Source organism: Mycolicibacterium pyrenivorans (assembly GCF_025821625.1).
GTDB lineage: Bacteria > Actinomycetota > Actinomycetes > Mycobacteriales > Mycobacteriaceae > Mycobacterium > Mycobacterium pyrenivorans.
This window is the reverse complement of sequence record NZ_JACKSH010000234.1, coordinates 18,702-32,194: the sequence shown is the minus strand read 5'-3', so window position 1 is coordinate 32,194 and position 13,493 is coordinate 18,702. Positions and strand designations below refer to the sequence as shown.

Sequence of the window (13,493 nt, the reverse complement as noted above, 5' to 3'; positions counted from 1 at the left end):
TCTCCTATCGCTTGTTGCTGTGGTCGATGCCGGGGAGCAGGCGCAGCGGTTCCCCCTTGCCCGTCCGCGCGATGAGCACCGAGACGACGAACAGGAGCAGGAAGGTGAACATCGCCATCACCGCGACGCCGTTGGGATTGCCGCGGGTGTCCTGAAGCGCGCCCACCTGCCACACCGGCAACGTCTCGAACGAGCTGCCGGTGATCACCCGCGCGATCGAGTACTCACCGAACGACGTGGCGAAGGTGAGGATCGCGCCGGTGAGAATGCCGGTGCGGATGTTGGGGATGACCACCCGGAACAACGTCGAGAGCGGTGACGCACCGGAGGTCTCGGCCGCCTCGGACAGTTGGCGTACCCCGGCCGCGGCCATCGCGCCGTCGACCGGCCACAGGAAGAACGGAAACGCCAGTGCCACATGGCCGAGCACGACCAGAAGCGGGCTCGCCTCCCAGGGCTGGGTGAGTTCGCCGGCACCGGCGAGGCGCTTGATGCCGTAGGCGAGGACCACGAACGGCAACGCGAACGGCAGCAGGGCGCACAGTTGCATGACCACGCGGATGCGCGGGTTGCGGATGTACCCCCAGTACAGCGCCGGCAGCACGATCGCCGCCACGACGAGCACCGTCACCGCGGCCAGCCAGGTGGAGCGCATCAACGCCTCGACAACCCGGGGTTCGCGCAGCGTCTGGGTCCACCAGCTCAGGGTGAACCCGTCCGGCAGCGCCTGCCCGCGCCACACCGTGGCGACCGAGTAGAGCATGGTCGCCACCACCGGCAGGGCGAGGAAGACGCCCCACAGGGCCAACAGCGTCCACCGCGGCATGGCCCGGCCCGTCACCGTGCCCCCTCCAGTCGGGCGAGCATCCGGGTGGCGATCAGCCGGTAGAGCACCAGCGCCAGTGCCGAGATGACCATCAGCAGCACCGCCAGCGCTGCCGCCCGCTCGAACCGGTTCGTCCCGCCGGTGGCGGAGAACAGGAAGTTACCCAGCCGCGTGGTGATCAACGATGTCGTCGTCGTCTCACCCAAAAGGGCGTAGGGAACCGAGAATTGGCCCAGCGACCACGCGAACGTCAGCACCCATCCGGAAAGCAGGAACGGCGACAGCACCGGAAGCCCGACGCGACGCCAGTAGTGCCACCGCGTCCCGCCCGCGGCCTGCACCGCCTCCCACCACTCCGGGCGCAGCACCGACATGGCCGGCAGCACCAGCAGCACGTACAGCGGCAGGAGGAAGTACAGGTAGGTGACGACCAGGCCCCAGAACGAGTACAGGTCGAAACCGAGCGTGCGACCGAACCAGTCCTGCACCAGCAGCTGGACGAAGCCGACGGCACCCAGCGTCGAAACCATTGCGATGGCAAGAGATGCGCCCCCGAAGTTGGCGGCGACGTTGAGCAGCGCCTGCGCGGCGGCGCGGCCACGTCGGGCCAGTCCGGAGACGTGGTAGGCCAGCACCGACCCGACGGCCAGACACACCGTCGCCACGGTCGCCGACAAACCCAGCGAGCGCACCATCGCCTCCCGGGTGATCTGTTGGGCGAAGATGTCTCGCCACGGCTGGAGAGTCCAGCCACCGTCGGGACCGGCGAAACTGGTGCGGATCAACCAGATTCCCGCGGCGATGAGCACTCCGCCGGCTGTGACCAGGAACGGGATCGCCGGGGCCCACTGCGCGATGACGGTGCGAACCGAGGTCAGCCACCGCCAGGGCTCCGGTCGGCCCGGCGGGGCACCCGACCCGGTCGTGGGTACGACGACCGGGTCGGGCGCCTGGCGGGTGGTGACGGTCATCCGCCCGCGGTGAGGACGTCGTTCTCCCAGCGTGCGGCTACCACCGAGGGGTGCGGCCACGAATCGTCGGGGTACTGGATGACGTTGGCGTACTGGCTCTCGGGCAGCCAGTTGGCCTTCAGTTCCGCGGGGACGTCGAGCTTGCCGAGCGTGTAGAGCACCGGACGCGCGCCCACCTGGGCGAAGGCGAGCTGGCCCTTCTCTGAAAGCGTGTGGTCCAGAACGAGTTTGGCCAGATCAGGATCCTCGGTCTTCTTATTGCACATCGTTGCCGAGGGCTGCCATACGCCGCCTTCTTCCGGGATCACGATCTCCACGCCGACGCCCTTGTCCTTGACCAGGTCGGCACCCTGGATGTTGACGAAGTCGTAGGCAATCCGGATGGGGGTTTCGCCGCGTTCGAATGACGCCGCGGAGTACTCGGCCTCGTTGCGCTGACCAAGCTGGAAGAACTCGGCCCAGTAGTCGATGGCCGCGTCGAGATCGAATTCGCCCTTGCTCTGTGACAGTGCCGCCGCGCTCGAGAACACGGTGGCCTGACCTGTACCCGACGTCACGGGATTGGAGATTGATACCTTCCCTTTGTATTCCGGCTTGAGTAGGTCGGCGAAGGATCTCGGCGGATTCGGGATCACGTCGGTGTTGGTCATGATCGAGATGACGCCAACGGCCGAGGCGACCCAGCCCCCGTCGGCGCTCTTGAACGCGGCGGGCAGGTCGGCGGCCGCATCGGGGGTGTACTGGAGCAGCACGCCCTCCTCCTCGGCCACCTGGCCGAAGGCGATACCGATGTCCGAGCACATCGGTGCGTTGGTCGACTCGTTCTTGAACGCGGCGATCTCCTCGGCCGAGCTCATGTCGGTGTCGGTGCGGTTGACCGCCTGGACCGCAAAGCCGTTGCAGCCCAATTCGTAGGTGTCACATACCGACTGATAGAACTCGCCGAAGTTGATCCAGTCGTCGGGCATGCCCGCGGTGCGGAACTGTTGGGCCTGCTCCTTGGCGGCGTCGACATCTGGTGGACCTGCGGGATCAGCCGCGTTGTCGGTGCTCGATCCGCCGCAGGCCGCGAGCGGCAGCGTGATCGCGGCGAGGACGGCTGGAACGAGCCGTCGGGCGTTTCTCTGTGGACCGGGCACGTACACGTTGGGCCTCCCGTGGGTGGTCGCGCCGCGTGAGGTGCCGCGCTGGTGGCTCAGACCCTCGCCGGACACCGCGACGGCGCCCTGACCGCCGGGTGTTCGCGGTGGGAACAGGACGTGAAGAATTGGTATAGACCAATCGCGGAAATGGTTGAGTCCCATGCTCCTGAGGCCCGGGCAACGGTCATCCCGAGCGATGGCCAGTACTCACCCGGGATGCGCGGTCACGGCTTCGCGGTCCTGCGTCGGGCCCGCGAGGTACGCAGATTGGCTCGGTTGCCGCAGGTCTTCACGTCGTGCCACACGCCGCTGTTGTTCCTGGAGTGGTCGTAGAACGCGGAACCGCAGGCGGGTTCCCGGCAGAACTTGAGGCGTGGCCAGGTCGAGGACTGCTGGCCGAGCAGGACTTCAATCCAGACCGCGGACGCGAGCCACTGCGCACCGGCGCCGTTAGGTACCAAGCGCACTCGGCCCCCGTCGCTCAGTTCGAGGTCGGCCGCGGCGTCGAGAGGGGCCCGCGTCGGCGGGCGCTGCGCGACGATCATTTCCCGCAGCACGTCGCGCAACGATCGCAGCCGCTGAGCGTCCCGGTCCGTCAGCACCATCGCCGGCGTGGGCAGGCCCGACACCTCCGACCACACGGCGGCCGCCTCGACAGCCCAGGCCGACGCGGTGGCGCCGTCGGTGAGCAGGTCGGGGCCGTATTCACCGATCGCCAGGGTGTTGAGCAGATCCTGGACGAGCGCCAGTCCTGCCGGCGCCGTCCGAAGACGGTAGCGACCTGTCGCTGGCCATGAACGTGACATAGGTCAACACTACTTGACTACGTCACCACAGCGGACTATGCCTGACATAGACAAAACTATTTCACCTACGTCTAGGAGCGCGACATGGTTGATGTGCAGAACGCGGTCGCGGTAGTCACCGGCGGTCAACGAGGACTCGGCAAGGCGATCGTCGACGAGTTACTCCGCCGCGGCGCGGCCAAGGTGTACGCCACCGCGCGGGCGCCGAAGCCCAGCGAGGATCCGCGGGTCGTCAGCGTCTCGCTCGACGTCACCGACCCGGATTCCGTCGCCGCTGTGGCGGCGGCCGCCCCCGACGCCCGGATCGTCGTCAACAACGCCGGGGCGCTGGCGGGCCCGTCGCTGCTCCACGAGGACTTCGAGCAGATCCGATCCGTGTTCGAGACCAACTACTTCGGCGCGCTGCGCGTCGCCCGGGCGTTCGCGCCGGTGCTGGCCGCCAACGGGGGAGGGGCCCTGGTCGACATCGCCTCGGTGCTGTCCTGGCTGAGCGGGTCGGGCGCGTACGGCGACAGCAAGGCGGCGCTGTGGTCGGCGACCAACTCGCTGCGTCAGGAACTCGCGCCGCAGAACACGTTGGTCGTCGGCGTACATCTGGGCTACACCGACACCGACATGGTCGCCGACGTCGATGCGCCGAAGAACGACCCCCGTGACGTCGCCGCCGCGATCGTGGACGGCGTCGAACGCGACGAGATCGAGGTGCTGGCAGACGATCTCACGCGCACGGTCAGAGCCGGGCTGGCGAATCCGATCCCGAATCCGTTGCGCACCTCGACGGTCTGATCCACAACAGCACACCAGCCAACAGCTGCCAGGCAATGATCGAGTCGACCGCGCCCCGCTCCCAGGCGCCGTCGCCGAAGAACGGCTCGACATCCAGCGCAGCGTTGCCCAGCACAACCCCGCCGCACACCAGCCCGGCGGCTCCGAGCGCCACGCCGGCGACACCGAGCGCGCGGCATCGGCGCCGACACAGCAGCACGCCGGCGGTCAGGACGGCCAGATTGCCCGCGACGATCGCGGCGGTCGCACCGCGGACGTGCATCACGGCGTCGGCGCCCCCGCTGGGAAAGACGCCGACGACCACACAGCCGAGGCCGTAGACCCAGGCGAGTCCGAGAAACGCGACGGTCCCAGGGCGCGGCCGCATCACGGTGACGACCAGGGAAGCGGCGACGGCGAACGCGAGTCCCTGCACGATGAAGGCGCCGTTCATCCACGCAGCAAGCGGTGACTGCCACGGCCTGCCCAAGTCGCTGATGTAGTCCGCCGAATAGCTGTAGCCGGGAAACCCTTGGGCTACAACGGCTTCCACGCCCAGATACCAGGCACCCGCGACGATCCAAAGTGCCGCCGCCACACGCAGGACCGCTGACTGCCTCGTGGCGCGCACCACGACAGCGTGTCATGGCATCCGGGCGCGATGCCCCGTTATCCTGTCCCGGTGAGCAGCCAGCGTGTCCCCGGCGGTGTGGTGCACAAGTTGCCCGCCGACTTGCGTGACGCGCTGAGCGTCAACGAGACCGCACTCACGGCGTGGAAGGACATCACCCCGCTGGCCCGCAACGAGTTCATCTGCTGGGTGGAGGACGCCAAGCAGCAGAAGACCCGGGAGCGGCGGATCCGGCGAACGCAGGAGGAACTCGAGGAAGGCCAGCGTCGCCCCTGCTGCTGGCCCGGGTGCAAGCACCGCGAGCGCAACGGCAAGGCATAACCCCCACTCCAGCACGACGGTTGCGCCGCGCCGGTATCTGTCTGATCGCTCGTCGCCGGCGGTTACGCGGTCGTTGTCCGAGTCGGACCCGACATCACAGCTCGCCCATGGTCGGTGCGGAGTGCAGCAGGCCGTGGTGGTGAAACCGGTTACCGCCCGCGCGCTTCGCGCGGTACATTGCCTGGTCGGCCACCACCACGAGCCGGCCGAGAAGGTGAGGCGCGCGCCCGTGATCGTGCGGGGGCTCCGGCAATGGCGCGCACACGGTACCGACGCTGGCCGTCACCGAGATGGGCAGTTCGGCGATGGACTGGCAGATGCGGCGCGCGAGCGATTTCGCATCGTCGTCCGACGACAGCTTGGCGACGAAGAACTCCTCGCCGCCACTGCGGCCGATCACCGCGGTCTCGCCGACGGCGCCGGTCAACGCCTGCGCGACGGCCACCAACGCCTCGTCACCGACGTGGTGGCCGTGGGTGTCGTTGATCGCCTTGAACTTGTCGAGGTCGACCACCGCCACCACCAGGTAGCGCGCCGCGCCGTCACGCTCGACGACGCGTTCCAGGGCCACCTCGAAGAACGAACGTCGGTTGAGCAGACCGGTCAGTGAGTCACGGGCCGCATGCACCAGGTCGACGCCGAGGGCGCGGACGAGGAACTGGATCGCCAGCGGCATCGCGATGTTGATCAGCACGACGAGGGAGAAGTCGACGATGGCCAGGGCCGGGTGCCCAGATGCCGCCAGCCTGATCGCGGCGGTGAGGCCGACGGAGGCAGCGATGGTGAAGTTGTACAGAACCAGCACCGTGGAGTGGAGGAACGCGACGTAGGCGCCCATGATCGCGAACGCGATACAACCGGTCAGCGCCCCCAGCGGGTTCGGATAGGACAGGCAGGCTAGCGCCACGGAGCCGTTGCACACCACCGCGAACACCTGGGACTGCCGCTGCGTCGGCCAGCGCCAGAGCCACAGCAGCACGCCGAGCACCCCGCCGGCCGCCGCGATCCACGTCATCGCGACGGGCAGGGCGCCGCGAGGGCCGTCGTCACTGGACAGCAGAATCAGCAGGCTCACGATGAGCCAACCGGCGATGAGCCCCATCGTCAGCCGAACCGGGCCGATCATGCCGCGGGCGCGCAGGTATCCACTCAGCCAGTCGTAGTGGCTGGGTCGCAGCCACGTACTGGATGATGTGGCCATGCTCGTCGTCCCCCAGGTCTGTCCAGGCATCCACGGTTCATGGAGATGGCGGCGATCGCGGAGCCCCGCAACCAACATACTGACAACGACCAGGTGCCTATGACACGAATCAGCCAGGTGCCTCGAGGCCGTCGCTGTCCGGCACCAGACCCCCGCCGTCTGGTGTCGATTCCGGGCTTTCGGGTATCAAGTCGGGGTGCGAATCACAGGTGGTGTGCTCGCGGCGGGTGCGGAGGCTGTCCGAGCGACTGCGGGCGCCTTGTTGGGATGGCCAGGTGACCTGTTCAGCGCCGACGGCGAAACCTTCGGCGCCACACTGACCATCGACGACGACGCCCGGGTCCCGGACTCGGTGACCCTGTTGCGGCCGGGAGCCACGCATCGCGCCGTCGTCCAGGTGGGGCCGGACCGGCGCGACACCTCGGTCCGCAAGCTGTGCGTGAAGATCCCCGATGCGTACGGCCCGGGCCGGGATCAGGATTTCCTGATGGCGTCGTCCGCCGACGGCGCACCGTTGCACCACGCCGCGCTGCCGACCGACTCCGTGGCCGCGCTCTACTCGTCACTGTGGCTGTATCTGGCCGGATGGCAACCGGTTCTCTTCGGGGTTCTTCCCTCGACGACCGGACGCGATCTGCGGTTCGGTGTCGGCGACGAACTGAGCTTCGCCATCAGCCCGCCGGTCGGCCAGTTCCGCAGGATCGCGGCGCTGACGCTGACGGAACCGCACGACAGCCGAGTGCGCTTCTTCGGCCGCAACTGCGGCGGCAAGATCTGGCCGTTGCCTCCGGTCGCCTTCTACTGAGACCTGATGCCGGCCGTTCGCGCGGTCAGTTCGAGGCGCCCTCGGAATCGTCGAAGAACGCCCAGTCGCCGTCGTCGGACTTGACCTCCATCCGCCAACCGAGTTCCGAGTTGTCGGCCTTCGAGTCGACGAACCAGGCGTGGGCGTCTTCGGCACTCTCGATGTCCTTGGTATCGACGACATCGCCCTTGGGATTCAGCACGCGGTAGGTAGCCATGGGGCGCGTATTCCCGTTGCGCCGCAATCGAAACTGACCGGTCAGTCGCCCCGGCCGGTCTGCTGTTGCAGTTGGTCGATCAGGTCGGAGGCCTGCGCCTTCGTGACGTCCTCCGGCACCTCCCGGGGCGCCCATCGAATCTGTGTTCGAAACCGGCCGAGTCGTGAACCGGGGTGCCGGCGGTAGCAGGCACCTGAAAGTATCGAGGACGTGGGCAACAACGAACGCTCGAAGATCGTGATGACCGACGCCGAGATCGCCGAGTTCATCGAACAGAGTCGCACCGCCACCATGGCCACCGTGCTCCCCAGCGGACGGCCACACCTGGTCGCGATGTGGTACGCGGTGCTCGACGGCGAGATCTGGTTCGAGACGAAGGCCAAGTCGCAGAAGGCGGTCAACCTGCGTCGGGATCCGACCATCACCGTGATGATCGAGGACGGCCAGACCTACGACACGCTGCGCGGGGTGTCGATCGACGGTGAGGCCGAGATCATCGACGACCCCGAGACCAATCTCCGGGTCGGAATCAGTGTGTGGGAGCGTTACACCGGCCCGTACTCCGAGGACATGCGGCCGTTCGTGGACCAGATGATGAACAACCGCATCTGTGTGCGCGTGGTGCCGTCCCGGATGCGCAGCTGGGATCACCGCAAGCTGGGGATGCCGGGGATGCCGTTGTCGGGCAGTACCGCCCAGTACCTCAGCTGACGAGCCCGCGCGGCGGTGCGAATCCCGGATTCGCCAGTGCGGTGGCGGTGGCGGTGCCGATCGGCCCGGTCTCGTCCACGACGACGGCGGTGCCGGTCGCGACGCCGGCGTGGCTGGAGTGCGTCAGCGAAGCCAGACCGAGGTAGGGGCCGTCGGGGAGCCGGCTGAGCGTCAACGTGTAGTCGGCATTGATGAACGGCAGGCCGTCGGGCCCGAAGTGGGTCAGCGAACTAGCCATGTCCCCGGCCATCGAGGCGCGCGCGAACGGCGTCAGCTCCACACCGGCCACCAGCGGCACCAGGTCCTGTACCCAGATGTACTTCGGTCCGCTGTGGGCCCAGCCTCCGAGCCCGATGCTCGGGGTGTCCCCGTCCTTGCCGTAGGACCACACCAGCGTGACGACGTCGTCGGGGACGGGATCCGGCATCGGCGGTAGTGGCGGCATGGTCACCGGCGTCGACCACCGCTGTTCGGTCGGCTGCTCTCCGCGCCGCAGGAACAGCGCGGAGGCGCGGGCGACGACGGTGTCGGCCTGTGTCATCGTCGCCTCCACCAGCTTGAGTCGCCGCCCCGCGCGACTGACATCGGTGTGCACCCGCACCGGGACCGCGAGCGGGGCCGGCCGGAACAGGTCGACGGTGAGGCGGGCCGGCTGCAGCTCGGGGTCGCCGTGGTCGCGTTCGATGACGTGGCCGAGCAGGCCGCCGACGTAGTTGCCGCTGATGGTCTGTCCCCAGGGACCCCGCGCCAGTGCCGTGGGTACGAATACGTCTCGGTCGGCGACGAAGAATGCCCGGGTAGTCACCGGGCGACGATAGCGCTACCGCTTGTCCAGCAGCCGTTTGACGTCGGTGGACACCGGGTCGACGAGGTCGGCGAACTCGGGGTTCTTCTCGATGACGCCGGCGACCATCGGACAGACCGCGACGATGCGAAGGCCGGCGGCCCGGGTGGCGTCAAGCGCCTCGCGGATGAGGATGGTCGCCAAACCGCGCCCACCGAACTCGTCGCCGATTTCGGTGTGCGGGAAGATCCGCTGCCCGTCATGGTCGAAGTACTCGGTGAAGCCGGCTTTCTGTCCGTCCACGGAGATGCTGAAGCGGTCGGCTTCGGTGGTGACGTCGGTGGGTGTGCCGTTCTTGTCGGTGGTCATGCTTTCCCCATACCCGGATCACACGCCGGGATTCACCCGCGGCCGCAGCCGGCCGTTGGGAAGGGGCGGGGCCGGCAGCCGTGCCAGCGTGCCGCGGTACCCGTCGACCGCGCCGAAGCGCGCGTCGTGGTTCTCCCACTGGTCGCGGTAGGCCACGATGTCGTCGTGGCTGCGGCCGACGAAGTTCCACCACATCACGAGCTGCTCCTCGAACGGGGCGCCGCCGAGCAGTATCGCCCGCGCGGGCCCCTCGCCCCGGTTGGCCAGATGCAGCCGGTTGTGACCGGGGCCCTGGTACGCGAGATCGGCGACCGCGAGCGCCGCGCCGCACGCCTCGACATCGCCCTGGTCGAGCAGGACACCGTGCTCGAAGGTGCCGTCGACGCCCAGCGTCACCTCCGCGCCGGGTTCGAGGTCGACCTGCGCGCCCAGCAGCGGTGTGAACGTGTGCACCGGTGACCGGTCTGCCTCCAGCTCGCCGAGGAACACCCGCACGGTGACGCCGTCTGCCGAGTGGGGCCGCGGTGCGTAGTGCGCGAAATCGCGGCCGGTGTCGCGGGCGGAGTCGGGCAGCGCCACCCACAGCTGCACCCCGTGCAGCATCGATGTGTTGGCAGTCGACACCTCGGAATGGCAGATCCCCGCACCTGCGGTCATCAGGTTCAGTTCCCCGGGGTGCACCAGCGCATGCACACCGGCGCTGTCGCGGTGTTCGACCGCGCCGCTGAACAACCAGCTCACCGTCTGCAGGCCGGTGTGCGGATGGGGCGGGACGTCCATCCCGGTGCCGCCGCGGACGTCGTGCGGACCGTAGTGGTCGGCGAAACACCACGCCCCGATCAGCGACCGTTCGCGCTGGGGGAGCGTGCGCCGGACACGGATCGCCCGCGGCCCGCCGAGGGGCACCTCGCGTGGATGTAACACACCGGTGAAAGATGATGCGACACAGTCGACTTCGGTGGGCGCCACATCGGTGTTGCTCATGTGCCCACAGTAGTCTCCTCGATGCTCGCCGGGACCATCGCCGACCGGATGACCTCGAGGTCGTGGTCGTCGATGCGGAGCACCCCGAAGCGGAACTTGTAGCCCCAGCGCGCCGTGTCCTCGATGAACTCCAGCCGCTCGATCAACGGCCGGATCGGTGCCTCGGCGCAGTCCAGGAAGTCGACGTTGCGCCGCCACGGCTGGAAGTCCGGCGACACCTCCACCTGGTACGGCTCGTCGTCGGCGACGCGGCCGATCGCGGTGAACGCCTGCAGTGGTGGACCGTCGGGGTACAGCGTCCGCGGTGAGTAGAAGATGATCCAGTCACCGCGCTCCATCTTGCGCAGCATGTGCGGCTTTCCGTGGTTGGCCTGGGTGAAGCGGCCCCGAACCCCGCGCTCGACGTGGTCACGGCTGACCGTGTTGATCCAGTTCGTCATGTCATGACGCTATGTCCACGCACCGACACCGTGACACCGTCATCAGGCGGCCTGTGGATAAGAATCTGAAGGCGAACAACGTCGAGCCCAAGCGGTGTGCGCCAGTTTGCTGAAAATGCACCGCTCGCGCCCGCGTCGTGCGAGCATCGCGATTGTGTCAAGGTTCCTGATCCTTGTAGGGCCATGTTTCGCAACCTGACCGCAGCCTCGGCGGCGGTCCTGCTCCTCGGTGCGTGTCCATTCGCCCCGCAGGCAGCTGCCGCCGACGGCGACCAGGTCGTCCGCGTCCAAAACGGCGAGGTGCGGTGTCTTCTCACCGCGAATTACATGGGTCGCGGCTACGCGATGGCGATCTGCGGACGGTCGGACGGGGGCCATTTCGGCGAATCACCGATGTCCACAGGAAAATTCTCGGAGAGGCTGAATCTCGTGGTGAGCCGCGGCGCCGGTGAATCGTGGTGGGGTGCCGGACAGATTCCAGGTCCCGCGGAAGCAGACGTCGTGCTGGGTGTCGGCCAGACCTACAGGGTCAACGGTTGGACAGTGAGGACCGAGGAGCTTCGGACCGAGATCAAGAATGACGACAGCGGGCACGGGCTTCATGTCAACGCGGTGGACGTGCGTCCGTTCTGAACTGCGACGCCGGACGAGGCGGTCTGTGGATAGAGTCTGACGCCATGGGCGATGGAGCACTGACGGCTGAGAATCTGCGCGGCATCACCTTCGAGAAGCCCCCGTGGCCCAAGCGTGGCTACGACGAGAAATCGGTGAACGACTTCCTCGCGCTGGCGGCCCGCAGGCTCGACGGCAGGGGACACCTGGCGGCGGCAGACGTTCGCGGGGTGCGCTTCAACAAACCGAAACTCGGCAAGCGTGGCTACGACGAGCGGCAGGTCGACGATCTGCTCGACGAAATCGCCGCGGCCATCGCACATCTCGATGCCTGACCCTGCCGAGCCTCGCGCCGACCTCGCCGAGTTGCGCCGGCGCCGAGCGCTGACCGAGGACGCCGCGAGGCCCGACGCGGTCGACCGCAGACACGCCGCAGGCGGGCGCACCGCGCGGGAGAACGTCGAGGACGTCGTCGACCCGGGGTCGTTCGTCGAGTACGGCCGGTTCGCCATCGCGCCGCAACGCTTCCGCCGCGACGTCGACGACCTCATCGCCCGCACCCCCGCCGACGGCCTGATCGCGGGCACCGCACGGATCAACGGCGATCTCTTCGGCGACGAGCGCAGCGCCTGCGCGGTGCTGTCCTACGACTACACGGTGCTCGCCGGCACCCAGGGCGCGCTCGGTCACCGCAAGAAGGACCGGCTGTTCGAACTGATCGACCGGATGCGGTTGCCGACGGTGTTCTTCGCGGAAGGTGGTGGCGGTCGGCCCGGCGACACCGACTATCCCGTGGTCTCCGCGCTCGACACCCGCGCGTTCGCGCTGTGGGCCAGACTGTCGGGCGTCGTGCCGCGCATCGCCGTCGTCAAGGGTCGGTGTTTCGCCGGAAATGCCGTCATCGCAGGCGCTTCCGACCTCATCGTCGCGACCAGGGATGCGTCGCTGGGCATGGGCGGGCCCGCCATGATCGCCGGGGGCGGGCTCGGCGACGTGCATCCCGACGACGTCGGGCCGATGTCGGTGCAGGAACCCAACGGCAACGTCGACGTCGTCGTCGCCGACGAGGCCGAGGCCGTCGCGGTCACCAGACGACTGCTCGGCTACTTCCAGGGTTCGACCGCGACATGGACCGAACCCGACCAGAGCACGCTGCGCACCGCCGTGCCCGAGCGGGAGCGCCGCGCCTACGACGTCGCACCGATCATCGAGACCCTCGCGGACGAGGGGTCGGTGACGTTGCTGCGGCCGCGGTTCGCCCGCGAGATGGTGACCGCGCTCGCGCGTATCGAGGGCCGGGCCGTCGGCGTCATCGCCAACGACACCCGGTTCACCGCGGGCGCGATCACCGCTGCCGCCTCGGACAAGGCGGCACGCTTCCTGCGGTTGTGCGACGCGTTCGGGCTGCCCGTCGTCTCACTCATCGACTGCCCGGGCTACATGGTCGGCCCGGCCGCCGAGGCGGAGTCCCTGGTGCGCCGCGCGTCGCGGATGTTGCTGGCTGGGGCGACGATTCGGGTGCCGCTGATCGCAGTGGTGCTGCGTCGCGGGTACGGGTTGGGTGCCCAGGCGATGGCCGGAGGCAGCCTGCACGAACCGGTGCTGACGGTGGCGTGGCCCGGCGCGCATCTGGGACCGATGGGCCTCGAGGGTGCGGTGCGACTCGGGCTGCGCAAGGAACTGGACGCGATCGCCGACGAGGACGAGCGTGAGGAGCGTGTTCGGCAGGCGACGGCGGCGGCGCAGGAGAACGCGAAGGCGCTGAACGCCGCCATGCTGTTCGAGATCGACGACGTCATCGACCCCGCCGAGACGCGTTCCGTCATCGCCGCGACGCTAGGCGCGGCCGCGGGACCGAAACCCTCGCGGGGCCGGTTCATCGATACCTGGTGAAAGTGGGGCAGGTGC

The 13,493-nt window shown here is 68.3% G+C and carries 19 protein-coding genes; 7 read left to right on the top strand and 12 right to left on the bottom strand.

Going from position 1 to position 13,493, the window contains the following annotated elements; all coding sequences use genetic code 11:
* Positions 1 to 4: 4 nt before the first annotated feature.
* The 4 genes from H7I57_RS25155 to H7I57_RS25140 form a co-directional block, all read right to left on the bottom strand.
* Positions 5 to 841, bottom strand: coding sequence for an ABC transporter permease (locus H7I57_RS25155; RefSeq protein WP_264026859.1), 837 nt, complete (start codon positions 839 to 841; stop codon positions 5 to 7).
* Entirely contained in the window at positions 838 to 1,797 is a 960-nt protein-coding gene (locus tag H7I57_RS25150; protein ID WP_264026858.1) for an ABC transporter permease subunit, read from the bottom strand. The genes H7I57_RS25155 and H7I57_RS25150 overlap by 4 nt, the downstream gene beginning before the upstream one ends.
* Positions 1,794 to 3,011 carry an ABC transporter substrate-binding protein gene (locus H7I57_RS25145; RefSeq protein ID WP_264026856.1) on the bottom strand — a complete coding sequence of 406 codons (1,218 nt, stop codon included), beginning with the start codon at positions 3,009 to 3,011 and terminating at the stop codon, positions 1,794 to 1,796. The genes H7I57_RS25150 and H7I57_RS25145 overlap by 4 nt, the downstream gene beginning before the upstream one ends.
* A 152-nt stretch (positions 3,012 to 3,163) precedes the next feature.
* Positions 3,164 to 3,745 carry a CGNR zinc finger domain-containing protein gene (locus H7I57_RS25140; RefSeq protein ID WP_264026855.1) on the bottom strand — a complete coding sequence of 194 codons (582 nt, stop codon included), beginning with the start codon at positions 3,743 to 3,745 and terminating at the stop codon, positions 3,164 to 3,166.
* 84 nt (positions 3,746 to 3,829) lie between these two features.
* On the opposite strand from H7I57_RS25140, the gene H7I57_RS25135 reads away from it, so the two are divergent.
* The gene (locus H7I57_RS25135; RefSeq protein ID WP_264026854.1) at positions 3,830 to 4,531 is read left to right on the top strand and encodes an SDR family oxidoreductase; all 702 of its coding nucleotides are present in this window, start codon (positions 3,830 to 3,832) and stop codon (positions 4,529 to 4,531) included.
* Here H7I57_RS25135 and H7I57_RS25130 read toward each other — a convergent pair.
* Entirely contained in the window at positions 4,476 to 5,141 is a 666-nt protein-coding gene (locus tag H7I57_RS25130; protein ID WP_264026851.1) for a DUF998 domain-containing protein, read from the bottom strand. The genes H7I57_RS25135 and H7I57_RS25130 overlap by 56 nt on opposite strands.
* 51 nt (positions 5,142 to 5,192) lie before the next feature.
* Here H7I57_RS25130 and H7I57_RS25125 point away from each other — a divergent pair, with 51 nt between their 5' ends.
* The gene (locus tag H7I57_RS25125) at positions 5,193 to 5,462 is read left to right on the top strand and encodes a YdeI/OmpD-associated family protein (RefSeq protein ID WP_264026849.1); all 270 of its coding nucleotides are present in this window, start codon (positions 5,193 to 5,195) and stop codon (positions 5,460 to 5,462) included.
* Between the two features lie 94 nt (positions 5,463 to 5,556).
* Here the strand turns inward: H7I57_RS25125 and H7I57_RS25120 are convergent, their stop codons facing one another.
* Positions 5,557 to 6,663, bottom strand: coding sequence for a GGDEF domain-containing protein (locus H7I57_RS25120; protein WP_264026848.1), 1,107 nt, complete (start codon positions 6,661 to 6,663; stop codon positions 5,557 to 5,559).
* 196 nt (positions 6,664 to 6,859) lie between these two features.
* On the opposite strand from H7I57_RS25120, the gene H7I57_RS25115 reads away from it, so the two are divergent.
* Positions 6,860 to 7,468 carry a hypothetical protein gene (locus tag H7I57_RS25115; protein WP_264026847.1) on the top strand — a complete coding sequence of 203 codons (609 nt, stop codon included), beginning with the start codon at positions 6,860 to 6,862 and terminating at the stop codon, positions 7,466 to 7,468.
* Between the two features lie 25 nt (positions 7,469 to 7,493).
* On the opposite strand, the gene H7I57_RS25110 is transcribed toward H7I57_RS25115, so the two are convergent.
* Positions 7,494 to 7,685: a hypothetical protein gene (locus H7I57_RS25110; RefSeq protein WP_264026846.1), complete on the bottom strand. Its 192-nt coding sequence runs from the start codon at positions 7,683 to 7,685 to the stop codon at positions 7,494 to 7,496.
* Positions 7,686 to 7,726: 41 nt separating this feature from the next.
* Positions 7,727 to 7,954, bottom strand: coding sequence for a DUF3072 domain-containing protein (locus H7I57_RS25105; protein WP_264026844.1), 228 nt, complete (start codon positions 7,952 to 7,954; stop codon positions 7,727 to 7,729).
* Between H7I57_RS25105 and H7I57_RS25100 the strand changes: the two genes are divergently transcribed.
* The gene (locus H7I57_RS25100) at positions 7,896 to 8,396 is read left to right on the top strand and encodes a pyridoxamine 5'-phosphate oxidase family protein (RefSeq protein ID WP_264026843.1); all 501 of its coding nucleotides are present in this window, start codon (positions 7,896 to 7,898) and stop codon (positions 8,394 to 8,396) included. The two genes, H7I57_RS25105 and H7I57_RS25100, sit on opposite strands and share 59 nt — an antisense overlap.
* Here H7I57_RS25100 and H7I57_RS25095 read toward each other — a convergent pair.
* Genes H7I57_RS25095 through H7I57_RS25080 form a run of 4 tightly spaced genes read right to left on the bottom strand, consistent with a single transcriptional unit; the run spans position 8,389 to position 10,973 of the window.
* The gene (locus tag H7I57_RS25095) at positions 8,389 to 9,201 is read right to left on the bottom strand and encodes an acyl-CoA thioesterase domain-containing protein (RefSeq protein ID WP_264026841.1); all 813 of its coding nucleotides are present in this window, start codon (positions 9,199 to 9,201) and stop codon (positions 8,389 to 8,391) included. The genes H7I57_RS25100 and H7I57_RS25095 overlap by 8 nt on opposite strands.
* A gap of 15 nt (positions 9,202 to 9,216) precedes the next feature.
* Positions 9,217 to 9,549, bottom strand: a complete 333-nt coding sequence (locus tag H7I57_RS25090; RefSeq protein WP_264026839.1) for a GNAT family N-acetyltransferase — start codon at positions 9,547 to 9,549, stop codon at positions 9,217 to 9,219.
* A gap of 18 nt (positions 9,550 to 9,567) precedes the next feature.
* A complete protein-coding gene (locus H7I57_RS25085; protein ID WP_264026837.1) occupies positions 9,568 to 10,533 on the bottom strand; it encodes a pirin family protein in 966 nt (321 codons plus the stop codon).
* Positions 10,530 to 10,973 (bottom strand): EVE domain-containing protein, encoded by a 444-nt coding sequence (locus tag H7I57_RS25080; RefSeq protein ID WP_264026836.1) that lies wholly within the window; start codon positions 10,971 to 10,973, stop codon positions 10,530 to 10,532. Before H7I57_RS25080 ends, H7I57_RS25085 begins: the two co-directional genes overlap by 4 nt.
* A gap of 183 nt (positions 10,974 to 11,156) precedes the next feature.
* On the opposite strand from H7I57_RS25080, the gene H7I57_RS25075 reads away from it, so the two are divergent.
* Genes H7I57_RS25075 through H7I57_RS25065 form a run of 3 tightly spaced genes read left to right on the top strand, consistent with a single transcriptional unit; the run spans position 11,157 to position 13,478 of the window.
* Positions 11,157 to 11,606, top strand: a complete 450-nt coding sequence (locus H7I57_RS25075) for a hypothetical protein (protein ID WP_264026835.1) — start codon at positions 11,157 to 11,159, stop codon at positions 11,604 to 11,606.
* 44 nt (positions 11,607 to 11,650) lie between these two features.
* Positions 11,651 to 11,920, top strand: coding sequence for a DivIVA domain-containing protein (locus H7I57_RS25070; RefSeq protein ID WP_264026833.1), 270 nt, complete (start codon positions 11,651 to 11,653; stop codon positions 11,918 to 11,920).
* Entirely contained in the window at positions 11,913 to 13,478 is a 1,566-nt protein-coding gene (locus H7I57_RS25065) for an acyl-CoA carboxylase subunit beta (protein ID WP_264026832.1), read from the top strand. The genes H7I57_RS25070 and H7I57_RS25065 overlap by 8 nt, the downstream gene beginning before the upstream one ends.
* Positions 13,479 to 13,493 lie beyond the last annotated feature (15 nt).